The 21,612-nt window shown below is 72.6% G+C and carries 15 protein-coding genes, 1 tRNA gene and 1 pseudogene; 2 read left to right on the top strand and 15 right to left on the bottom strand.

Going from position 1 to position 21,612, the window contains the following annotated elements; all coding sequences use genetic code 11:
- Positions 1 to 118 precede the first annotated feature (118 nt).
- The gene (lat, locus tag FLV34_RS17560) at positions 119 to 1,405 is read left to right on the top strand and encodes an L-lysine 6-transaminase (protein WP_142651082.1); all 1,287 of its coding nucleotides are present in this window, start codon (positions 119 to 121) and stop codon (positions 1,403 to 1,405) included.
- Positions 1,406 to 1,447: 42 nt separating this feature from the next.
- Here lat and FLV34_RS42535 read toward each other — a convergent pair.
- The 12 genes and pseudogenes from FLV34_RS42535 to FLV34_RS17500 all read right to left on the bottom strand — a co-directional run.
- Positions 1,448 to 1,615 (bottom strand): annotated as a pseudogene (locus tag FLV34_RS42535) (LuxR C-terminal-related transcriptional regulator); the annotation flags it as partial.
- 123 nt (positions 1,616 to 1,738) lie between these two features.
- Complete coding sequence (locus tag FLV34_RS17550; RefSeq protein ID WP_147943597.1) at positions 1,739 to 4,012, bottom strand: penicillin acylase family protein; 2,274 nt, start codon at positions 4,010 to 4,012, stop codon at positions 1,739 to 1,741.
- Positions 4,013 to 4,019: 7 nt separating this feature from the next.
- Positions 4,020 to 6,251 carry an FtsX-like permease family protein gene (locus FLV34_RS17545; protein ID WP_147943596.1) on the bottom strand — a complete coding sequence of 744 codons (2,232 nt, stop codon included), beginning with the start codon at positions 6,249 to 6,251 and terminating at the stop codon, positions 4,020 to 4,022.
- Entirely contained in the window at positions 6,248 to 6,928 is a 681-nt protein-coding gene (locus FLV34_RS17540) for an ABC transporter ATP-binding protein (RefSeq protein ID WP_147943595.1), read from the bottom strand. Before FLV34_RS17540 ends, FLV34_RS17545 begins: the two co-directional genes overlap by 4 nt.
- Positions 6,925 to 7,449, bottom strand: coding sequence for a PadR family transcriptional regulator (locus FLV34_RS17535; RefSeq protein WP_142651077.1), 525 nt, complete (start codon positions 7,447 to 7,449; stop codon positions 6,925 to 6,927). The genes FLV34_RS17540 and FLV34_RS17535 overlap by 4 nt, the downstream gene beginning before the upstream one ends.
- 106 nt (positions 7,450 to 7,555) lie before the next feature.
- Positions 7,556 to 7,631 (bottom strand) — tRNA-His (locus FLV34_RS17530).
- An 82-nt stretch (positions 7,632 to 7,713) separates the two neighbouring features.
- Positions 7,714 to 8,310 (bottom strand): oligoribonuclease, encoded by a 597-nt coding sequence (gene orn, locus FLV34_RS17525; RefSeq protein ID WP_147943594.1) that lies wholly within the window; start codon positions 8,308 to 8,310, stop codon positions 7,714 to 7,716.
- 35 nt (positions 8,311 to 8,345) lie between these two features.
- Complete coding sequence (locus FLV34_RS41650; RefSeq protein ID WP_222709542.1) at positions 8,346 to 9,386, bottom strand: DUF2510 domain-containing protein; 1,041 nt, start codon at positions 9,384 to 9,386, stop codon at positions 8,346 to 8,348.
- 19 nt (positions 9,387 to 9,405) lie between these two features.
- Positions 9,406 to 10,758 (bottom strand): hypothetical protein, encoded by a 1,353-nt coding sequence (locus FLV34_RS17515; RefSeq protein ID WP_147943593.1) that lies wholly within the window; start codon positions 10,756 to 10,758, stop codon positions 9,406 to 9,408.
- On the bottom strand, positions 10,759 to 12,444 hold the full coding sequence (locus FLV34_RS17510) for a serine/threonine-protein kinase (RefSeq protein WP_147943592.1): 1,686 nt from the start codon (positions 12,442 to 12,444) through the stop codon (positions 10,759 to 10,761). It abuts the gene before it with no gap.
- Positions 12,445 to 12,579: 135 nt separating this feature from the next.
- Positions 12,580 to 14,994, bottom strand: a complete 2,415-nt coding sequence (locus tag FLV34_RS17505) for a serine/threonine-protein kinase (RefSeq protein ID WP_147943591.1) — start codon at positions 14,992 to 14,994, stop codon at positions 12,580 to 12,582.
- 60 nt (positions 14,995 to 15,054) lie between these two features.
- Positions 15,055 to 15,702 (bottom strand): pyridoxamine 5'-phosphate oxidase family protein, encoded by a 648-nt coding sequence (locus FLV34_RS17500; RefSeq protein WP_142651073.1) that lies wholly within the window; start codon positions 15,700 to 15,702, stop codon positions 15,055 to 15,057.
- Positions 15,703 to 15,770: 68 nt separating this feature from the next.
- On the opposite strand from FLV34_RS17500, the gene FLV34_RS17495 reads away from it, so the two are divergent.
- Entirely contained in the window at positions 15,771 to 17,168 is a 1,398-nt protein-coding gene (locus FLV34_RS17495; RefSeq protein WP_147943590.1) for a PLP-dependent aminotransferase family protein, read from the top strand.
- Here the strand turns inward: FLV34_RS17495 and FLV34_RS17490 are convergent.
- The 3 genes from FLV34_RS17490 to FLV34_RS17480 all read right to left on the bottom strand — a co-directional run bounded on the left by FLV34_RS17490 (position 17,146) and on the right by FLV34_RS17480 (position 21,571).
- Entirely contained in the window at positions 17,146 to 17,685 is a 540-nt protein-coding gene (locus FLV34_RS17490) for a hypothetical protein (protein WP_185949075.1), read from the bottom strand. The genes FLV34_RS17495 and FLV34_RS17490 overlap by 23 nt on opposite strands.
- A gap of 197 nt (positions 17,686 to 17,882) precedes the next feature.
- Entirely contained in the window at positions 17,883 to 19,679 is a 1,797-nt protein-coding gene (locus FLV34_RS17485) for a sigma-70 family RNA polymerase sigma factor (protein ID WP_147943589.1), read from the bottom strand.
- A gap of 134 nt (positions 19,680 to 19,813) precedes the next feature.
- A complete protein-coding gene (locus FLV34_RS17480; RefSeq protein WP_147943588.1) occupies positions 19,814 to 21,571 on the bottom strand; it encodes a substrate-binding and VWA domain-containing protein in 1,758 nt (585 codons plus the stop codon).
- Positions 21,572 to 21,612: the final 41 nt, after the last annotated feature.

Genomic DNA, 21,612 nt, shown 5'->3' with positions numbered 1-21,612 from the left:
GATCTACCCTCACGGCCTGAAAAATGTCCTCTTAAGGTGCTATCTAAGCGGAAACCCTTCACATAGAAGGCCAGATATGAGGGAATCATCTCGTATCCCAGCATGACGCGGAGGCGAAATGGACCCCACCACTGTGCACGACGCCCTCGCACGGCACCTGCTCGTGGACGGTTACCGCCTCGTGCTCGACCTGGACAGGAGCGCCGGCTCCTGGCTGGTCGACGCCCGGGACGGCCGGAGATACCTCGACTTCTACACGTTCTTCGCGTCGTCGCCGCTCGGGATGAACCCGTTCGCCGACGACCCGGAGTTCGTGGCGCTGCTCGGCAGGGTGGCCGCCAACAAGCCGGCCAACTCCGACATGTACACCGTCCACCTCGCCGAGTTCGTGGAGACGTTCCGGCGGGTGCTGGGCGACCCCGAGCTGCCGCACCTGTTCTTCGTCGAGGGCGGGTCGGCGGCGGTGGAGAACGCGCTCAAGTGCGCCTTCGACTGGAAGAGCCGCTGGAATGAGGCCCACGGCCGCCACCCCGGGCTCGGCACGCGCGTCCTCCACCTCACCCGGGCGTTCCACGGCCGCGGCGGCTACACGCTCTCGCTCACCAACACCGACCCGGTCAAGACCGACAGGTTCCCGCGGTTCTGCTGGCCGCGCATCGACGTCCCCGCCATCCACTTCGGGGACGTCGAGCAGGCGGAGGAACGGGCGCTCGCGCAGGCCAGGGAGGCGTTCGAGCGGTTCCGCCACGACATCGCCTGCTTCATCGCCGAGCCGATCCAGGGCGAGGGCGGCGACAACCACATGCGTCCCGAGTTCCTCCAGGCGATGCAGGCGCTCTGCCACGAGTACGAGGCACTGTTCGTCGTGGACGAGGTGCAGACCGGCGTCGGCCTGACCGGCACCCCCTGGGCGTACCAGCAGCTCGGCCTGGCCCCCGACATCGTGGCCTTCGCGAAGAAGGTGCAGGTCGGCGGCATCATGGCGGGCCGCAGGGTGGATCTCGTGCCCGACAACGTGTTCAACGTCAGCGGCAGGATCAACTCCACCTGGGGCGGCGGCCTGGTCGACATGGTGCGCTCCCGCCGGATGCTGGAGATCATCGAGCGGGACGGTCTCATCCCGAGGGCGGCCATCCTGGGTGAGAAGCTGCTGGGCGCGCTCCAGAGCCTGGAGGCCGAGGGCCTGGTCGCCAACGCGCGCGGACGCGGGCTGATGTGCGCCTTCGACGTTCCCGACCCCGCCGGCCTGGTCACCCGGCTCCGGGAGGAGCGCGCGATCCTGGTCCTGCGCTGCGGCGAGCGGTCCGTACGGCTACGCCCGGCCCTGTCCGTCCAGCCGGACGAGCTTGAGTACGGCCTGGCCGGGCTGCGCGCCGTCCTCACCGGGGACCTGGCCGGGCGCTGACGACACAGGGGTTGACGGCGCCGGTGGCGTGGTCTCGGCACGCCACCGGCAAATGGCCGTCATGCGTGAATCCACGCCCAGTTTCGCGTAGATGCGGTTGACGTGGTTTTTCACGGTCTTCTCGCTCAGGAACAGCAGCCGCGCTATCTCACCGTTGGAGTGACCGGTCGCGATCAGCTCCATGACCTCGGCTTCTCGCTTGCTCAGCCCGTCGATTCTCATCCGGCCTCCGTAGAAGACGATCAGAGATCGCCGAGGCCCCCGCACGGCGGTTGTGAGGCAGCATAACCCGCATCGTCCACCTTTGGGGAAAAGTGCACTGACTTGCCCGGGTCAACGCCTCTCGTGGACCGTGACGGTTTCGAGATGCGGATCGGCGGCGATCTCGGCCGCGGTGAAGCGCTCGGTCACCCACCCGCCCCGCGAGAACAGGGCGGTCTGGTCGGCGTGGTGGGGCGACGCGGGGTTGGCGGACAGCGAGTAGGTGAGGACGGTACGCGTGCGCGGGCCGGCGGGGGTGAGCTCGACGGCCATCATGAAGCTCGATCCGGTGTCCACCTCCGGGTAGCGCCCGTCGGTGCCCAGCGGCCCGCCCGTGCGCACCCGGTCGAAGCAGCCCTCCCCTTCGGTGCAGCCGGGAATCGGGATCGAGGCGTAGCTCTGCGCCTGCCCGGGAGTGAGCGTCAGCGGGATCCCGTTCGAGCGGAAGAACCCCACGGCGTCGGCGAGGGCCTGCCGTACGGCCGGGACGTCCTTGAGACCGCGCGGGGTGGTCAGCGGGTGCGCGGGGTCGAACGGCACCCGCCACGGGCTGTAGGGGGGATCTCCGGCCTTGACGGGACGGCCGAGCCGCGTGAAGAACTCGCGCCAGAGGATCGCGCCCGCGCCGTCCAGGGTGGCCCGCCCGTCCCACTTCTCCAGCGTCCGGCAGCCCTCGCGTACGTCGTTCCGGGAGTCGGTGTCGCACATCTTGAGCAGGTCGTCGCGCATCAGCTCGAAGGTGAGGTCGCGCTTGCCGCGCACCGTCGCCTGCAAGGTGCCCAGCGTGAAGCCGGGCGCGCCGAGCCCGTCGGCCCCGGACAGCCGCTGGGCGATCATGTCGAGGCTGACCCGGGGGCGCGGCTGCAGGTCGGTGCCCGTCTTGCCGTACGCCGTGGGATAGCCGGTGAGCGGCTTCGCCGGGTTGGTCATCCAGTAGGTGTTGTTGGAGTTGGCGACGTAGTCGGCGCGGATCAGCGCCGGCTGCTTGGCGGGCCCGAAGATGCCCGGCACGACGGCGTCGCCGTCCCTGCCCCACAGGCACGCCGAGGTCGAGCCGTCCAGGACGTACGCGTCGAGGCCGGGAACGGGCGAGGGCTTGGCGCAGCGCTCGGCCTCGGCGTCGGTGACGTGGGGGACGACCGAGGTGTCGGCGAAATAGGCGGTGCCGCTCACGTCGGTGGCGAGGGTGTGGACGAACGGCATCCCCTGGTAGGTCCGCTGGGCCGCGCGCAGCTCGTCGAGGCTGCCCGCCCTGGCCATCGCCAGCCATTCGTCGGCCGCCCGCAGGTTGGCGGCGTTCGCGTCGGCCAGCGCGTACGCGGCCTCGTCGCTCTGCCCGACGGCGAGCACCGGGCCATAACGGGAGGTGAGGAGGGTGTGCTGGGAGACGGTGCCGTCCGGCAGCGTGACCTCCACCTCCTGCTCGCCCATCGGCTCCACCCGGCCGTCGACCGTGTAGCTGTGGCCGCCCGCGAGCGCCAGCCGATAGACGGTGAAGTGCTGCGCGTGGGTGACGGTGTGGGTCCAGGCGACCTTGGCGTTGTGGCCGATCTGGACGACCGGGGTGCCGTACAGGCTGCCGCCCGAGACGTCGAGCACGCCGGGGATCGTGAGCTGGACCTGGTAGAAGCGGCGGATTCCCTGCCAGGGGAAGTGCGGGTCGGCCAGCACCATGCCGCCGCCGTCCCGGGTGGCCGTACGGCCGAGCGCCCAGGCGTTGCTGCCCGCCGCGGGCATGGGCCGTGGTTTCCCGGGTCCGGCCATGCCGGTGATGGCCTCCTTCAGGCTGGAGCCGGAGGCCATCCGGCTGAGGTCGAGCAGGTTGGTCCACATGTCGGTGGCGCTGATCGGGCCGACCCACGCCTTGCCCCGGCACCGGGGATCGGGCAGGTTCGCCACCCCGGTGTCCTCCAGGTAGCGGTTGTATCCGGCGACGTAGCCGTCCACCAGGCGGCGCAGCTCGGCGCTCGGGCCGACCGGCGCGGGCCGGGCAAGCAGCCGCGGTACGACGCCGGAGCCGGCGATGCTCTTGTAGTAGACGTCGCTGGCGAGGTCGGCGACCGGCTTGGCGGGGTCGTCGGACTCGGCCTCCGGGCCGAAATAACGCGAGCGTTCGCCGCGCAGCGTCACCACCCAGGAGGCCAGCGTGCACAGGTTGTCCTGGGCGAAGGCGTAGCCGTACCCGAACCCGAGGCCGCCGTAGTCCTTGGCGGTGATGTGCGGGATGCCGTATTCGGTGCGCCGGATCGTGGCCGAGTAACCCCCGCCGGCCGCCGCCGTCGCGGGCGCTGCCGGGACGGCGGGGGCGAGCAGGGCCAGCGCGACCACGAGGGGTCGGAGCTTCATCGGTCTCCTATTCGAAACGCGCGTTGTCGGGCGTGGTCATGCGCCGCAGCAGCGGCAGCGTGGTGAGGATCACCAGCAGGGACGCGGCCAGGCCGCCGCCGAGCGAGGCGAAGTAGACGGGCCCCGGCATCGCGAGCGACGTGCCCTTCATCCGGAGAGCGTCGATGAGCGGCTCGGCCACGCCGAAACCGGCGGCCGCGGCGAGCACGGCGGCCAGCACGAGCGGCAGCGCCGACTCCAGCAGCACCACCGCGGCCAGGGTGCGCGTGGGCGTGCCCGCCAGCCGCAGCAGGGTGAAGGGCTGCCTGCGCTCCACCAGCCCGCCGCCGGCCGCGACCACGAGGCCGCAGGCGCCGGCGACCAGGGTGAGCCCGACCATGGCCAGCGCGATGTTCTCCGCCCGGGTGTACAGGTCGGCCCTGACCTCGGCGACCTCGGCGAAGGTCATCGGCGCTTCGACGGTGTAACCGGCCAGCAGGGTGCGCAGCCGCTCCAGCGTCCCCGTGTCGGACGTGGTGATCATGACGGCCGCCAGGTCGAGCCCGTCGGTGGAGGCGGCCGGGCTGTCGGGGCCCGCCAGCGGAAGGAGCCTGTCGACGGTGAGGGGGTTGTCGGCGCCGATGATGCGGGCGAAGTTGCCCGCCACGGCGCGCGTACCTTCGGGGCAGCGGCCCAGCACGGGGAAGAGGGCCAGGCCCGCGCACTCCACGACGTACGGCCTGGGCGGCGGGCCGTCGGGCCGCGGAGGCGCCTTCTCCGCGTCCACCCTGCCGTAGATCGGCAGCACCTCCACGCCCGGGTGGGCGCGCAGCCGGGCGAGCAGCTCCGTCCCCGCCCGCTGTGACAGGCCGGAGACGCCCGGCCGCTCGAACCTGGCGCCCAGGACGTCGTTGAGGGTGCCCCCGGCCACCTTCTGCTGCCCGGCGACCACCGCCGGCACGAGGGCCGCGATCGTCGTCCCGATGAACACCGCCAGCACCAGCCCGCTCACCGACCTGAAGGCGGTCTTCGGATCGGCGGCCAGGCGCCGCGTGGCCAGCAGCGTCGCCCCGCCCCGGGTCAGCCGAGCGGCCAGGCGCGCGGCGACCATGGTCAGCCAGGGCCCGGCCAGCATCAGCCCGACCATGATCAGTGCGAGTGCGACGACGGCGAGCAGCTCGTCGGGCTTGCCGTTGCGATACACCGGGCCCGCGAACATCCCCAGCCCCGCCAGCAGCGGGATCACCCGCCACGCCCGGGGCGGGGAGGCGGTGGTCTTCCGGGCCACGCCGAGCGGTGAGATCCGCACCCGGCGCAGCGACCACAGGGCGGCGCCGGCCGCCACCACCGGCACTCCGGCCAGCACGGCCGCGTACTGCCAGGCGTGCGGGGCGACCAGGCCGGGGAAGAACCGCGCGCCGGTGACCCGCACCCCGGCCACGGCCGGCCGTACGAGCTGGAAGATCGCGAGGCCCGTCAGCGCGCCGGCGAGCGCGCCCAGTGCCGCGTCCACCGTGGCGAGCACGTTGATCTGCCGCGTGGTGGCGCCGACCAGCCGGATCGCGGCGAAGCGGCTCTCGCGGCGGGCCGCGGCCAGCCGGGTGGCGGTGCCGACGAGCACCAGCAGCGGGACGATCAGCCCGACGGCGGCGACGCCGAAGGCGAAGCGGTAGACGTCCGCGTCGGCGCCGGCCGCGGGCCCGGTGGACGCCGTAGGTACCGTGGATACCGCGTCGACCTGCCGCGCGCCGGGCAGGGCGGCGACCTCGTCCGGCGTCCGTCCCACCACGACGACCAGCTCGTCGGGCCCGGACAGCGCCGCGTCGCCGATCAGCCCGGCGCGCGTGCCGGGGAAGCGGGCGGCGAGCTCCTCGCGCGGCGCGGAGTCCAGCAGCCCGGCCAGCGCGGGCGAGGCGTAATACCGCCCGGGGCCGGGCATGCGGGACAGGCCGGGGATGACCGGCGCCCGCGTGCCGAGCGCGGCGGCGTCGAGCCGCTTGATCGTCCGGCCCGCGTAGAAGTCCTCGCGGTAGCTCCACAGCGCGCCGTCGGCCGTCGCGTCGAGGGCCCAGCCGCTGGGCGCCGAGCCGGTCGTGCACTCCCAGCAGGGACGGCCGTTGGTGGCCTGGAACGCGTTGAACAGCGACAGCGTGGACAGCAGCACCGCGACGCCGGCCGCCACCCCGACGACGACCAGCGCCAGCCGCGCCACCGCCTCCCTGCCGCTGCTCAGCGACAGCCGCAGGCCCAGCCGGATCATCGGACCGCCCCGGTCGCGTACGGGTCGCTGACCCGGCCGTCGCGCACCACGACCTCCCGGTCGGCGCAGGCGGCCACCCGGGCGTCGTGGGTCACCAGGATTACGGTGGCGCCCTTCTCGCGGGCCAGGCCCACCAGCAGGTCCATCACGTGCTCACCGGTGAGCGTGTCGAGCGCGCCGGTCGGCTCGTCGGCGAACACGATCCGCGGCCGTGTGACCAGCGCCCTGGCGATCGCCACGCGCTGCGCCTGCCCGCCGGACAGCTCCCCGGTGCGCCGGCCGCCCAGGTCGGTCAGCTCCAGCCGTTCCAGCCATTCGGCGGCGCGCCGCTCGGCGTCCTTCCTCCGCGTACGGCCCAGCAGCAGCGGCAGCATCACGTTGTCGGCCGCGGTCAGCTCCGGCACGAGCTGGCCGAACTGGAAGACGAAGCCGAAGGCGGTGCGCCGCAGCTCGCTGCGGCGGCCGTCGTCGAGGGTGTCGAGGCGGCGCCCGTCGAACCACACCTCGCCGCTGTCGGGCGTGAAGATGCCGGCCAGGCAGTGCAGCAGCGTCGACTTGCCCGACCCGCTGGGCCCCATGATCGCCACGACCTCGCCGGCGGCCACCGACAGGTTCGCCTCGCGCAGCGCGACCGTGCTGCCGTAGGAGCGGCTGACCTCCCGCGCCTCGATGATCATGACGTACGCACCATCTCGGCCAGCGCCCCCAGCCGGGCCTGGGTGACGTCGATCCACCGCAGGTCCGCCTCCAGGTGGAACATGGCGTGGTCGGCCAGCAGGGCGTCGGTCAGGGGGCCGCTGCGCTTGACCTCGGTGAGCTCCCGCATGCGCCGCATGTGCGTGGCCCGCTGCGCGTCCAGATAGCCCGCCGCGTCACGGCCCAGCATCAGCGCCAGCACGACCTTGGTGAACAGCACCGTCTGCAGGTAGGGCTCGGCCGCGACCGGCTCGGCCAGCCATGTGGCGACCTCCTGCCTGCCCAGGGGGGTGATCGCGTAGCGCTTGCGGTCCGGCCCGTCGCCCGGCTCGCTCTGCCCGGTGACCTTGCCGTCCCTGGCGAGGCGGCCGAGCGTGGAGTACACCTGCCCGAAGGGCAGCGGCTTGCCCCGGCCGAAGAAGGTGTCGTAGTCGCGTTTCAGGTCGTATCCGTGGCTCGGCTCCCGCTCCAGCAGGCCGAGCAACGCGAGGGGTACGGTCATGCCCGCAGACTATATCCCGAGTGTATACACGCGGCGCATAGTCACTCATGAAAAAGGGCCGATGAAAAAGCGAACGGCCGGTCCGTGAGGACCGGCCGTTCGCCGTTGGGGTGAGTGATGGGACTTGAACCCACGACATCCAGGACCACAACCTGGCGCTCTGCCAGCTGAGCTACACCCACCATGTCCGCCGTTCGAGGCGTACGAAGAAAGTGTAGCGGCATTTGGGAGTTGTTCGCGCCCCAATACCGCCGCCTGCGGAGGTCAGGGACCGGAGACGGCCTCCGCGACCTCGCGGGCGGTGGCGGAGTCGGGGCCGGGCTGGGGCACGAAGACCGCGGCGCGGTAGTAACGCAGCTCGCGGATGCTCTCGGTGATGTCGGCCAGCGCGCGGTGCCCGCCCTGCTTCTCCGGGGAGGCGAAGTAGACCCGGGGATACCAGCGGCGGGCCAGCTCCTTGATCGACGAGACGTCGACCATCCGGTAGTGCAGGAACGTGTCCACCTGCGGCATGTCCCGGGCGATGAAGGCGCGGTCGGTCGCGATGGAGTTGCCGCACAGCGGCGCCTTCTTGGGCTCGGCCACGTGGGAGCGGATGTAGTCGAGCACGACGGCCTCGGCCTCCGCCAGGGTCACCCCCGTCGAGAGCGCCTGGAGCAGCCCCGAGGCCGTGTGCATCTCGCGCACGACATCGGACATCTGCTCCAGCGTCTCGGCGGGGGGCTTGATGACGACGTCCACGCCCTCATCCAACTGGTTCAGCTCGCTGTCGGTGACGACACAGGCCACCTCGATCAGCGCGTCACGGCCGAGGTCGAGCCCGGTCATCTCACAGTCGATCCAGACCAGCGGGTCAGTCATGGCTCAAGAGTAATGCTGAAGGGTAAATGGGGACGTCACTGAGACTGAAGCGAGTCCTCCACGCGCTTGAGGATCGACTGGTCCAGGTTGTCCGGCACCGAGACGTACAGCATCGCGGGACGGGCGTTCAGACCACGGTCCACCAGGACGATCGCGCCCTTCTCCTTCTTCCACTTCAGGCCGTTGGCCTCGGAGACCTTGGTGAAGTCCATCTCGAACTCGAAGATCCAGCCCTGCTTGCCGCTCACGGTCAGCGCCTCGTTGCGCAGGACCTTGCGCTCGTGCGGGATGCCGTAGAAGTCGTTCTCGTAGGTGAGCAGCACCGCCTGGGACAGCTGCCCCAGACTCTGCGGGCCGCTGTAGGGGAAGATCTGGGGCACCTCGGCGGTGTAGACGCTGGCGACCCAGTCGTTGCCCCTGCCGTCGTAGTTCGCCTGGGACGTCTCCGTGCAGCCGCTCGTCCACAGCGGCCTCTGCTGGTCGGCCGGGTTGTTGATGTTCTTCGACTCCGGCACCTGACACTTGTCGCCCGGGTACGCGTACGACAGGCCGGTCACAGGGTCGGAGATGCGGCCGCCGGACGGCTGGGGGAGCTGCGGCAGCGGCGGGACGGACTGCTGCGGCTCCTGCTCGGGCGGCACGGTCTGGTCGAGCTGCGGGGCTGTCGTGTTGACGTCCGGCCGCGCGCTCGCCGTGTAGGCGCGATCGCGCAGGACGATGACCGCGCCGCCGATGACCAGCGCGAGCACCACGACGGCCGCGATGCCGCCCACGACCCACGGCCAGACCGGCGCCGTACGCCGCGGCGCGCCGAACTCGGGCACCGGAAGCTGCGCCGTCTGGTTGATCGGCCCCCACTGCGCCGTCTGGTTCATGGGCCCCCACTGCGGAGCCTGCTGCTGGGCCTGCTGAGGGGCCTGCTGAGGGGCCTGCTGAGGCGCCTGTTGCGGCGCTTGCGGGGCTCCGGCCTCCTGTCCGGGAGCGTGGGTGGCGTCGGTCCACTGAGTGCCGTCCCACCAACGCAGGAGAGAGGAGCCGTACGGGTCCGGATACCAGCCGGCGGGGGTCGTCGTCATGCGCGCCAGACTAATGAAATCAGCATTTGTAGGCGAAACTTGCTTTGTCCTGGATCGGCTTTCCGGACGTCGTGGGGGACAGGATGCGGAGCGTGGCCGTGCCCTTGAACGTTCCCGATCCGGTCACGTTCCAGTGCAGGGGGAGATCCACCGACGTGTTCCCCGAGGAGACCTGCTGCCCCCCTCCCCCCGGCTTGCGGCCGTCGCTGCGCAGCCAGCGATAGCGGATGGTCCCCGCCTCGCCGTTGGTCGTGACGATGCCCACGAAGTCGGCGGTGCCGTCGCAGCGCACCGTCTTCGAGGGCGCCTTGACATCGACGTCGGTCACCGCGAGCGGCGCGGCGGGTGTCTGGCGCAGCCAGAGGATCGCCGCCGCGATCAGGATCGCCAGCAGCAGCGTCCCCGCCCACGCCGTCGAGCGCCTCCGGCGCCGCCGGGGCGCCGGACGGCCGGTGTGGGTGGCCGTGACGGCGGCGGAGGTCTGCCCGGCCCGCCAGATCTGCGCGGCCGTGGTCTCGGTCGGAACCCCGGGCCCGAACCGCATCATCACGTTGCCGGAGCCCTCGGTGGCGTCCGGCAGGTCGAGCAGGGTCCCCGCCTCCCCGCCGGAAGAACCGGCCGCCGCGACGGTGGAAGGTTCGGGGAACGCCGGGGACGCGGAGAACGCGGGCGCGGACAGGCCCTGAGCCGCGTGAGCGAGCCCCTCCCTTCCCATGCCGGGGAACGCGCCGCGCTCGGCGAGCAGGGTGTCTCGTGCGGCGGCCAGCCCGTGGGCCGCGGCGGCGGACGCGCGCCGCAGTGCCGTCGCGGCGTGTCCGTCACGGCAGTCCGCCGCCAGGGCACCGGCGAGCGCGGCCCAGGCCGCCACGTCCTGTTCCGCGGACGCGTATTCGCCCCGCAGCGCCCGGAGCAGGCCGCGCTCGGCCAGCAGCGCCGAGCCGTCCTCCCCGATGACGACGGTCCCGGCGTGCAACGCGCCGTGGGCCGCCCCGGCGGCGTGTACGGCGAGCAGCGCCTGCGCGGTCTCCAGGAGCACGGTCGCCGCGCCGCCCGGGTCGAGGCGGCCGGCGGCCATCAGGCCGGCGACGGACGGCGTGGCCCGTGTGGTGATCAGCCAGACCTCGTCACGCGCGGCCACCAGGTCGATCACGGGCAGCAGCCCGATCGGCCCGCCCGACTGGAGACGCAGGTCGGCGCCGACCGTCGCGACGAGTCGTTCGCGTGCCCCGGCCGTGGCGACGGCCGGTGGATCGAATAGCAGCGCGCCGGACGGCCGTCCGTCGGGGGACACCGCGTCCGCCCAGGTGCCGACCTCGCTGCGCCGGGTCCGGCCGGTGAGCCGGTGCCCCGCGACCGTCGCGCCTTCTCGCATCTACCGCCGCCTTCGGTGCCGTCCGCGCATGCGCCCCATGGCCAGTGTGGCGGGAACGAGGCCGGTCGTCACCAGGGCGGCGGCAAGTCCGACCGCCGGAGTCTCCGAAGATGGAGTGGGCGAGAACGTCAGCACGGGCGGCGGATCGCTGGGGGTGCCGGGCGTCGTCGGCTGGGTCGAGGGCTGAGTGGGCTGGGTCGTCGGCCGGGTGGGCTGGGTCGAGGGCTGGGTGGGCCGTGTCGTGGGCGGCCGGGTGGTGGTGCTGGGCCGCGGGTTCGCCGGCGTGTTGCCGCCCGGGTCCACCGTGACCGAGCCGTCCGAGGGCACGGGCGCGGGCGACGGCCTCGGCTTCGGCGTGCGCCTGAGCGTCGGCGTGGGCCTCGGCCTCGCGGTCTTCGAGAGGCTGGGCCTGGGGGTCGGCCGGGTGGTCGTGCTGGGCCGCGTGGTCGGCGCCGTCGGCAGGGTGTTCGGCTCGGGGCTGGTGATCGCGGGTGTGGGGGTGGCGTCCTCGGGATCCTGGGTCGGCTCGCCGCCGGACTCGTCGCCCGAGTCGTCACCGGAGCCGACGCTGGACTCGTCCTCCACCTCGATGGACGAGGGATCGATCGCGGGCGTGCTCGACGTCTCGATCGACGACCCGGCCTGCAGGGTGGCGTCGCCGTTCATGGTCTGCACCAGCGCCACCGTGCCGGCCGCGATCACGACCATGCCTGCCAGGGTCAGGCCGATCTTCATGCGGGTCCGGCTCAGCAGCCCGCCGAGGCTCGTCTCGGCCAGCGCGGTGCCGGCCTCGGGGACGTTCTCCTTCAGCGGGAAGAACGGCACGAGCAGCCCGGCGAGCGCCGCGAGGCGGCGCCGTCCGCGGTCCTCCCAGGCCGGGCCGTACACGTCGGAGGCGACCGTTTCGAGCGCCTGCAGGAACTCCTCGGCCGACGCGAACCGGTCCTCGGGCCGCTTGGCCATGCCGCGCTGCACGAGGTCGCGCAGCGGGGGCGGCACCTCGTCGACCGGAGGAGGGGTCGCCTGGTGCTGGCGGGCCAGCGCGGCCATGTTCTGCGCCCGGAACGGCCGTCCGCCGGTGAGGCACTCGAAGAACACGACCGTGGCGGCGTAGACGTCGCTCGCCGGCCCGGCCTTGCCGCCCTGCCACTGCTCCGGTGCCATGTACGGCGGCGTCCCGGCCGCCCTGACCCCCTCGCCGGCCTGCGCCGCGATGCCGAAGTCGACGAGCTTGCTCGTGCCGTCGGCCTCGATCATGACGTTCTCGGGCTTGTAGTCGCGGTGGACCACGCCGATGGAGTGCGCCGCGGCCAGGCCGAGCAGCGAGCCCTTGAGCACGGTGAGCGCGGCCTCGGGACCGGTCGGGCCCTCCGAGCGGAGCATCGCGCGCAGCGAGACGCCGTCGATCAGCTCCATGACGATGGCGGCGCCGCGCGCGGTCTCGAGGTACTCGTAGAAGCGCGCCGCGTGGGGGCTCGGGTCCATGGAGGCGAGCAGGCGGGCCTCGTGCCGGAACCGGGCGACGAAGTGGAGGTCCGCCATCATCTCGTCGGACAGGTACTTGATCGCCACCGGGGTGTCGTCGCCGTCGTGCCGTGCGAGCACCACTCGCCCGGCGCCCCCGGTCCCGAGTTCACGAATCTCCGTATAGCCGGGGACGCGCCAGGCGCCCGTCTGGCCGTGCATAACGGTCTGTCTCCTCATCGCCTGGGGCCCCCGCCGAATGACGAGACCGTAGCTTAGTGACACGCCGGGTGATGCGCCGAGAAGTCACGATTTAGTCAGACCGGGTTGTCAGTAATCGTCTGGTCGCGTCCGGTGCTATTTGATGCACGAATCCGTTTGCCGGGTGACCGTGGAGGCGCCGCCCGCCGCGGCCGGCGAGGTGGACGCGGTCACGCCGTAGGAGCCGCAGGGCCAGGTGGAGTAGGTGTACGTGGCCGTGACGGTGTAGGCGGTCTTTCCCGACAGGCTGAGGGTCCGGGTGGACACCGTGGAGCCGCCGGACGCCCAGGCGAGGTTCAGCCGCACCGCGGAGGTGTTTCCCGCGGTGACGGCGATGGTGGTCGTGGCCGTCGTCCCGCTGATGGTCAGGCTCTGCACACGCACCTGGCCGACGGAGGCGGGGCAGGTCACCGTGGCCGCACTCGTCGCCGTGCCGCCCGGGGCCGCGGGGTCGGTCGATGCCTCGAACGTGACCTTCTCGCCGCAGGGGCGGCGGGAGAAGGTGTGCGACAGCGTCCGCGTGTAGGTCGTCGCTCCGGACAGGCGGACCGTCTTCGTGCCGCCGCCCGCGGAGGGCGCGGAGAACCGCCCGGTGAGGTCGACCGGGCCGGTGCCGTCGGTGGTCACCGTGACGGTGGCCGTCACGGTCGCCGTCGCGGCCCCCGCAGCCCGGGCAAAGGACGCGGCAGAGGACACGACCGGTGCGCCGACCTTCACCGAGGTGACGGAGGTCGGGCACGCCGGCACCTTGGCCGTGGCGGTCCGGGTGCCGCCGGGCCAGGCGGGGCTGGTGGTCACGCTCATGCCCCAGGTGCCCGAGCAGACGCGGCCGAGACCGCCGGAGACGGTGCGCGTGTAGGTCGTCGCGCCGCTGAGGGGGAGCGTGCGGGTGGCGGTCACCGTGCCGTTCGCGGTGAAGCGCACGGTCAGGGTCACCTTGCCCGGCCCGCTCGTCCTGACGGTGACCGTGCCGGTGCCGGTGCCGGTCGCGCCGTGCGCACCCCTTCCTGTCCGGTACGACAGCCCGCCGACGTCCAGCTCGGCGACCGTCGTGAGCGAGGGCGAGGGCGAGGGCGAGGGGGATGGCGAGGGCGAGGGGGAGGCCGAGGGCGAGGGGGATGGCGAGGGCGAGGGCGTGGGGGACGCCGAGGGCGATGGCTTCACCGAGGGCGACGGCTTGGGGGAAGACACGGGAGACGGCATGGGGGACGGCATGGGAGATTCCGGATAGGTCACCACGGGTGTCTCCGACGGCGTCGCTTCGGGCGTCGCCTCCGATGTCGCCTCGGGCGTCTCGTCCGGCGTCCCCGTGGGCGTCTCGTCAGGTGTCTCGCTCGGTGTCGGGCTCGGGGTCGCGCTTGGGGTCTCCTCGGGGACGACCGGCGACGCGGACGCCGTGACGGGCACCGTGTTCCCCGCGTCCGTGCTCCCCGGGTCTGTGATCCGGGTGGCCGGCGACGTCGCGGCGGTGCGCGTCCCGGCCGAGCCGAGGGCGTACGCCCCGATGCCGCCGCCCGCGACCACCACCAGCGCGGCCCCGGCGGTGAGCAGGACGCCCTTGCTCCGCAGCGCCCGCAGTGACCGCAGCGTCGTGGTGAACAGCGAGGAGCCGGTCTCGGAGGGGCGCGTCGGGTTCAGCGGGAACGTCGCGGCGAGGGCGGCGGCGAGCGCGGCCAGCCTGCGACGGCCCCGCTCCTCCCAGTCCTGCCCGTACGCCGCCACGGCGGTCCGCTCCAGCTCGTAGACGAACGCGGCGGCGCTCGCCGACCGCAGCGCGGGATCCTTCGCCATGCCGCGCGCGACCAGGGGCCGCAGCGGCTCGGGGACCTCCTCGACCGGCACGGGCGCCGTCTGGTGCATGTGCCGGAGGACGGAGTGCTCGGTCGCCCGGTACGGCCGACGCCCGGTCAGGCACTCGAAGAAGACCGCGGTCGCGGCGTACACGTCGGACGCCGGCGAGGCGGCCGCGCCCGTCCACTGCTCGGGGGCCATGTACGGCGGGGTGCCGGCCGGGGAACCGGGGGCTCCTCCGGCCCGTACGGCGATGCCGAAGTCGGCGAGCTTGCTCGCCCCGTCGGTGGTGACCAGCACGTTCTCGGGCTTGTAGTCACGGTGGACGACGCCGGTCGCGTGCGCCGCGGCCAGGCCGAGCAGCGAGCCCTTGAGGACGGCGAGCGCGGCCTCGGCGCCCGTCGGGCCCTGCCTGCGCAGCAGCGCCCGCAGGGTGGGGCCGTCGACCAGTTCCATGACGATCGCGGCGCCCTGCTCGGTCTCCAGGTATTCGTAGAGCCGCACCACGTGGGGGTCGCTCAGCTCGACGAGCAGGCGGGCCTCCTCCCGGAAACGGGCGACGAACGCCTCGTCCCGGCGCAGGTCCTCCGACAGATACTTGATCGCGACCGGAGCGCCGGAGCGCTCGTGGACGGCGAGGACGACGCGGCCCCCGCCTCCGGCGCCCAGTTCACGCGTGACCGTGTAACCGGGCACATTCCAGTGCTCGGCGGAACTCATGCGGCCTCCCTGGTCGATGAAAGGTCGGTCGCAGTTTCGGCGAAACCGCTTGCAAACCGCTTACAGCCGCGGCTGCCGGTTCCCGATGTGCGGGGGAACCGGGATGCCGGGCGTGAGGCGCGGGTCGGGCTCGGGTGCGCCCCACGCCACGGTGAGGGGCAGCACACCCGCCCAGACGGGCAGGTCGTAGTCCTCCTCGTCGTCTTTCGGCGGTCCCTGCCGGACCTTCACCGACGCCTCCTCCAAGGACAGGGCGACCACGGCCGTCGCGGCCGTCTCCTTGCGGCCCGGCGGACGTACGACGTCCCACTGCCCGGGGGCGAGCTGCTCGGTGATGGCCCGCAGACCGGTGAGCTGTTCCTCGGGGTCGTCCACCACCCGGGCGAGGCCATAGACCATGGCGGACCGGTAGTTCACGGAGTGGTGGAAGGCGGAGCGCGCCAGCACGATCCCGTCGAGGTGGGTCACGGTGACGCAGACCGGGCCGCCGAGCGCGGCGCGCAGCGAGGTCGCGCCGGTGGAGCCGTGCAGATAGAGGGTGTCGCCGATCCGTCCATATCCGGTGGGGATCACCATGGGCGACCCGTCGGCCACCACGCCGAGATGACAGATGAGCCCGGCGTCGAGGATCGCGTAGAGGTCGGCGCGGTCGGTGCGGGCGCGGTCTTTCGCCCGTCGAAGGGTGGTGCGGGAGGTTGGGGAGAGCATGTCCGTTAAGTTAGGCCGAAGTGGACCGGTGGAGGACGTCCACTTGCGGGCCATATGGGGAGACCACTTTGCGCGTGACCATAGACCTGCCGCTGGCCGTGGACCGCGAGTGCCCGGTGCCGCTCGCCGTCCAGGTGGCCGATCAGTTACGCGAGGCCATGCGCACCGGCCGGCTCAGGGCGGGGGAGCGGCTGCCGTCCACGCGGGCCCTCGCCGCCCTGCTCCGGGTCAGCAGGACCGTCGCGACCGACGCCTACCAGCAGTTGTACGCCGAGGGGTGGCTGGACGGGCGGCACGGCTCGGGCACCTACGTGGCCGACGAGGCGCTGCCGTACGAGAAGCCTGCCGAGAGGTCCGCCGAGAAGCCGGCCGAGGCCCGCCGGGCCGAGCGTCGCGAGCCGCCGCCCCCGGGGGTGGTGGACCTGCGGGCGGGACGGCCGTGGGTGTTCGGTTATGACACTGCGGCCTGGCGGCGGGCCTGGCGTTCGGCCGGCGAGCTCGCGCTGAACGCGTTCCCCGACCCCTACGGCCACCCGGAGCTGCGCGAGCTGCTGGCGGACCACCTGCGCAGGGCCAGGGCCGTGCCGGTGGGCGCGGGCAACGTCATGGTCACCAGGGGCACCGGCAACGGTCTCGACCTGATCGCGGCCACGCTGCTCGGGCCGGGCACCCGGGCGGGCGTGGAGGAGCCCGGCTGGCGGGCCGCCCGGCGGATCTTCGCCTCCCGGGGGGCGGAGGTCGTGCCCTGCCCGGTGGACGAGCAGGGCGTGATCGTCGAGGCGCTCCCCGACGACCTGCGGGTGCTCTACACGACGCCCGCACACCAGTTCCCACTCGGCGGCAGGCTGCCGATCCCGCGCAGGGAGAAGCTGCTCGCCTGGGCGCGCAGGACCGGCGCGATCGTCGTCGAGGACGACTACGACGCCGAGTTCCGCTACGACGTCGCGCCGCTGCCCGCGCTCTACGGGCTCGACCCCGGGCGGGTGGTGCTGCTCGGCACGCTGTCGAAGTCGCTCGGTCCCGACGTCGGGCTCGGCTGGCTGGTCGCCCCCGCCGGCCTGCTCGACGCCGTGGCCGAGCGCAGGACGCAGCTCGCCGACCGCACGTCGGGGCCGGTCCAGCGAGCCGTGACGACCCTGCTGGAACGCGGTGACCTCGACCGGCACCTGCGCAGGATGCGGCTGGAGTACGCCCGCAGGAGGGAGACCATCGTCGAGGTGCTCGGGCCGTACGTGCGAGGCGACACGGCCGGGCTCCACGTCATGGTCCCCCTGCCCGCCGAAGTGGTCCCCGGCCTGGTGCGGCGGGCCGGGGAACGTGGCGTGCTCCTGGACACGGCCGAACCCCACCACATCGGGCCGCCTCGGGTGCACGGCCTCGTGCTGGGCTACGGCTCGGCGTCCCGGGCCGACGTACGGCGCGGGTGCATGGTGATCAGGGAGCTCATACCTCCTGCAGAAGCCTGAGCTCGCTTCGGGGCACGGGGACCTCCAGGTTGGGCGCCTCCTCGCCGATGATGCGGGCGATGTCGATCGATCCCGGGTCGCCTTCCCTTGTGCCGGGCACCTGGGAGTGGCCGAAGTGGCCGCCCCGTGCCCACAGCCGTTTGCTGCGTTCGGCGGTCAGGGAGTGCGGATAGGGCAGTGGAGGGCCGGCCGGCCATCGGCGCGGCACCTCCCACGAGTCGAGCCAGGCCAGGATGTCGTCCAGGCCGTCGAGTTTGGTGTCGGTGAACGGTTCCCTCGCCGAGCCGATGACTTGGATCTGCACGCAGATCCGTCCGTTCCTGCCGCGGTCCGCGGCGAGCCCGCCGCCCGCCCTGGTGGGCGGGAGCAACTGGACGATCTCTCCGGTCACCGGATTCCACACCAGGTGGGAGGGCCGGTGGAGCTGGACCAGCCGCTGGGCGACGGACCTGGCGGAGACCCCTTGGGGGTCGGCGGGCCAGATGAACCAGACGGTCCTCGGGGCTCCTCCGAGCATTGATCCGGAGTCCCCGGGGGAGGGAAGTCGGCTTGCGCCGGGCAGCCATGCTTGGGCCACAATGCCCCCTCAAATCCTCGGTCGCGTCGTTTTTCCCCTTTCAAACTTCCGCTGACACCTCGCGAATCCTGATTGTTACTGGCGAGTGCCAAAGTTCCAACAAGGGTGTAACAAATGGTGATTGTGTGGCGGATGCGTCAGGCAGAGGGCGTGGCGGCGGCCTCGCCGGCCGCGGACGGGCCGTCACCCGTCTCGCCGGACCCGCCGGACTCGCCCGGCTCATCCGGTGGCTGGGAGGAGGAGCCGCCGCCGGGGGGACGCGTGGGGCGGGTGGGGGCCGTCGTGGGCTCGGAGCTCCGGTCGGGCAGCGGGTCGGTGTCACCGTTCCCCTCCCGGCCGTCCCAGGTCATCCGGCACGAGGGCCGGCCGGCCGAGGACGTGAAGGTCACGATCCCTTTGCCCGCGACGCCCGGATCGACGACGGAGAGCGTGACCCGGCCGCTCGCGCCCGCGCGGAGCCTGCCGTGCCGGGGCGAGACCGTGATCCCGCCCGAGGCGACGGCCGTCCACTCGATCACGGCGTTGCGGGCGGCCAGCGTGATCGACGCGCCCGTGGCCGTGCCCAGGTCTCCGGGGCACAGCGCCGTCAGTGCCGGCTCGGGCGTACGCCGCGTGGAGGGGGAAGACGGCCGCGACCGCCCCGAGGGTGCGGTGTGGGGTGGGGCGGTCGCGGCCGATTGGGGGGAGTCGTTCGGTGGGGGTGTCTCGTCTCCGGGGGCGGCGGGCGTCGCCTCCGGCGGGCCGTTCCCCTCCCGGCCCAGCACGGGCTCTTCGGACGCTTCGGGCTCCTCGGGCTGTCCCGGGTCCTGCGGGGCCGCCGTCGGGGAGACGCGTATCGCTTCGAGCCGCTCGGCCGGGGCCTGACCGGAGACCAGCGCGAGCCCGCCGGCCGCGCCGAACACGCAGACGGCGGCGAACATGACGGGGGCGGTCCGCAGCGGGCGGGAGCGGACCCGTCTGCGCTCGTTCCGCCCGGGTTCTGTTCGCGCGTGCCCTGTTTGGGGGTGCCCTGTTTGGGGGTGCCCTGTTCGGGAGTGTGCTGTGCGCGCGGGTTCTGTGCGCCGGTGTTCCGCCCGTCTGCCGGTGGTCGCGGGGAAACCGCGCTGGTCGAACGCGGCGGTGGTGACGTCGTCACGCCGGTCGGCGTGGAGCGCCGATTCGATCACCCGGCGGCGCAGCGACAGCGGCGGGAAGGCGACGGGGATCATGTCGAGCAGCCGCCCGGCCGACACGTGCCTGCCCCGGCCCTCGCGGCAGATCTCACAGCCCGCGATGTGCTTGCTCAGCCGCTTGCGCAGCGGAGCGGCGAGAGGGCCGTCCTGCCAGGCGGCGCCCACGCCGTGGTCGACCAGGGCCGACAGCTCCGGGCAGTGCGCCCGGCCGACCCTGGCCAGCACGAGGGCCGCGGCGGCGTTCTCCAGGTGGTCGCGGGCCCGGGTGAGCCGCGCCGACACCTGCCGGGAGGAGAGCCCGAGAACCGACCCGACCTCGGCCGCCGTCAGGCCGTGCCGTACGGCGAGCTGGAGCACCTCGCGCTCATGGTCGGCGATCTCCCCGAGCGCCTCCCGCACCAGCGCGGCGAGCGGCGGGTCCGCGGACTCCGTCATCTCCATGACGGGCCCGGTGACCTGCGCCGCGCCCTTCCGGGTAGAACGGGTGGCGCTGTGGAACCGGGTCAGCGCGTACAGCCACGCCCGCAGCCGGGCCGGCTCCTTCAACCGGCCGGCGCAGCAGGACGCCGCCACGAGCGCGTCGTGCACCGCGCGCTCGGCCGTGTCGAGGTCGCGCACCAGCTCGTACGCGTAGTCGCTCAGCCGGTCGGCGTAGGCGTCGTACAGCGCGGCCGTGGCCTGGGCGTCCGCGCCGCCCCCGCGGCGCAGCGCCTCCAGCAGTCGGTGGTCGTCGGCTCGCCCGACGCCGGGCCATTCGGGCAACGAACATTCCTCCCCGTGTGACGGAACCTGGTCTCGCCGGTCCCCACACGAGTGGGACGCCGTCCCCTCTGGCGTCGTTTACGGGTCGCGGGGCCATGCCCAACGGGTATGACCTGCGAAAACAGCGACTGCTGTTACTGGAGTCTGCGGGCGATCCCCTTGAGGAAGATGTTCCGGATCTCCAGGATCGTCTGCGGGAAGTAGGCCGCGCCGCCGGTCGCCTTGGCGATGGAGGTCATCTGCGTGCGGTCCTCGTCCTTCTGGGTGTTGAACGAGATGATCAGGATGCTCACCGGCCGCTTGGGGTCGTAGGCGTCCTTCAGCTTGCGCAGGATCTCGGTGTTGGAGATGCCGCCGTTCGGGTCGTCGTTTCCGACGCCGTCGGTGAACAGCAGGATCGTGTTCACCTTGTCGGGCTCGTACTCCTTGGTCATCTTCTGGTACGCGGCCCACAGGGTGTCGTTCAGGCCGGTGTTGCCCGTGGGGATGGCCTTCGCCTGACGCAGGGCCTTCATGATCACGTCGCGGCGGGTCACCCCGTTGATCTGCTGGGCCAGCGGCCCGATCTGCACGACGGGCTTCCAGTCGACGCCCGGGCCGCGGAGGGTGTCGGAGAAGGCCCAGATGCCGATCTCGGCCTTGTCGGGGAACAGCTTCAGGCCCTCGACGGTGAGGTCGGTGATCGCGCGCATCCGGCTGACGCCGCTCTTGTCGGCGGGCAGCGCCATGGTCCCGGAGATGTCGATGAGGGCGAGCAGCCGGGTGCCGAGCTTGATCTGCTGCCACGCCTGCGCGAGGCGGGTGACGGTCGCGGAGTCGGGCAGCGGGATCGCGGCCGGCTTCTTCGCGCTGACGCCGTTGTCGGGCTTCAGCAGGCTGCCGCCCTTGCCGTCCGGTGCACGGAAGCCGAAGTCCTGCACGGTCTTCCTGCCGCTGGGCGAGGTCACCTCGGTCGCGAGGGCCTGCGCGGCCTTGCGCGTCGCGGCGTCCTTCGTCGTGACGATGATCGGGTAGTCGAGGCTGATCGTGCCCTCGGCCGGATAGAGCGCGACCGCCGGGTTCGATGGGGTCGTCGTCGTGTTGTAGGACCACACGGCCTGCTCGGACGTCACGCCGACGGGGATGCGGGCCGCGGCCTTGGTCAGCGTGGCGAACATGCTGTCGGGGGTCGAGACGGTGGACTCCGACAACTGGCGCAGCACGCCGACGAGCGTCTCCTCGCTGCCGCCTCCCTGCTTGAGCACGGCGGCCCCGGCCAGCAGCGCGCCGAGACCGGCGGCGTTCTGCGTGGGGTCGAGCGCGAGCACGCGCACCTTCCGCGCCAGGCCGTCGGGGTTGGCGGCGTTGGCCGCGCTCATCAGGCCGGTCCAGCTCGGGCTGAAGGCCGACTGGAGCTTGTCCGCGCCGGTCTTGGACGCGGCCAGCACGACGGGGGTGCTCGCGGCGTACCCGGCGGGTTCGGGCGCGTTCTTGACGCCGCTCAGCCACAGGCTGGAGTCGGGGATCCACAGGTCGGGGTCGATCTTGCCGTTGGTGGGACCGGTGCCCGCCATCGCGTTGGCGACGTCGGACGAGTCGGCGGCCTTGACCGTGACGGCGACGCACCTGCCGTCGACGGTCCTGCCCGACTTGCCGAACTTCGTGGCGATCTTCTGGACGGCGGGCTCGATGTCGGGCGCGGCGACGACCGAGAGTTCGACCTTCTCTCCGGCGCAGCCCGGGCTCTTGTTCACCACCACGTAGGCGGCGACGCCGAGGAGGACGGCGAGGGCGACCGCTCCGGCCAGCGGGACGAACACCGTCCCCCGCCCGGCGCGCCGCCGTGGCGGCGGGGGCTCGTACCGGGGGTCGAAGCCGCCATCGAGTTCGTCTGTGCGGTGTCGTCCGCCCACGGTGCTCTCTCCGGATATCGACGGGCCGTAACAGGTTTACG

Origin of the sequence: Microbispora sp. CSR-4 (assembly GCF_008033685.1) — a bacterium.
Taxonomy (GTDB): domain Bacteria; phylum Actinomycetota; class Actinomycetes; order Streptosporangiales; family Streptosporangiaceae; genus Microbispora.
Note: the sequence above shows the minus strand (reverse complement) of the source record. Positions and strands in the feature narration are given on the sequence as shown.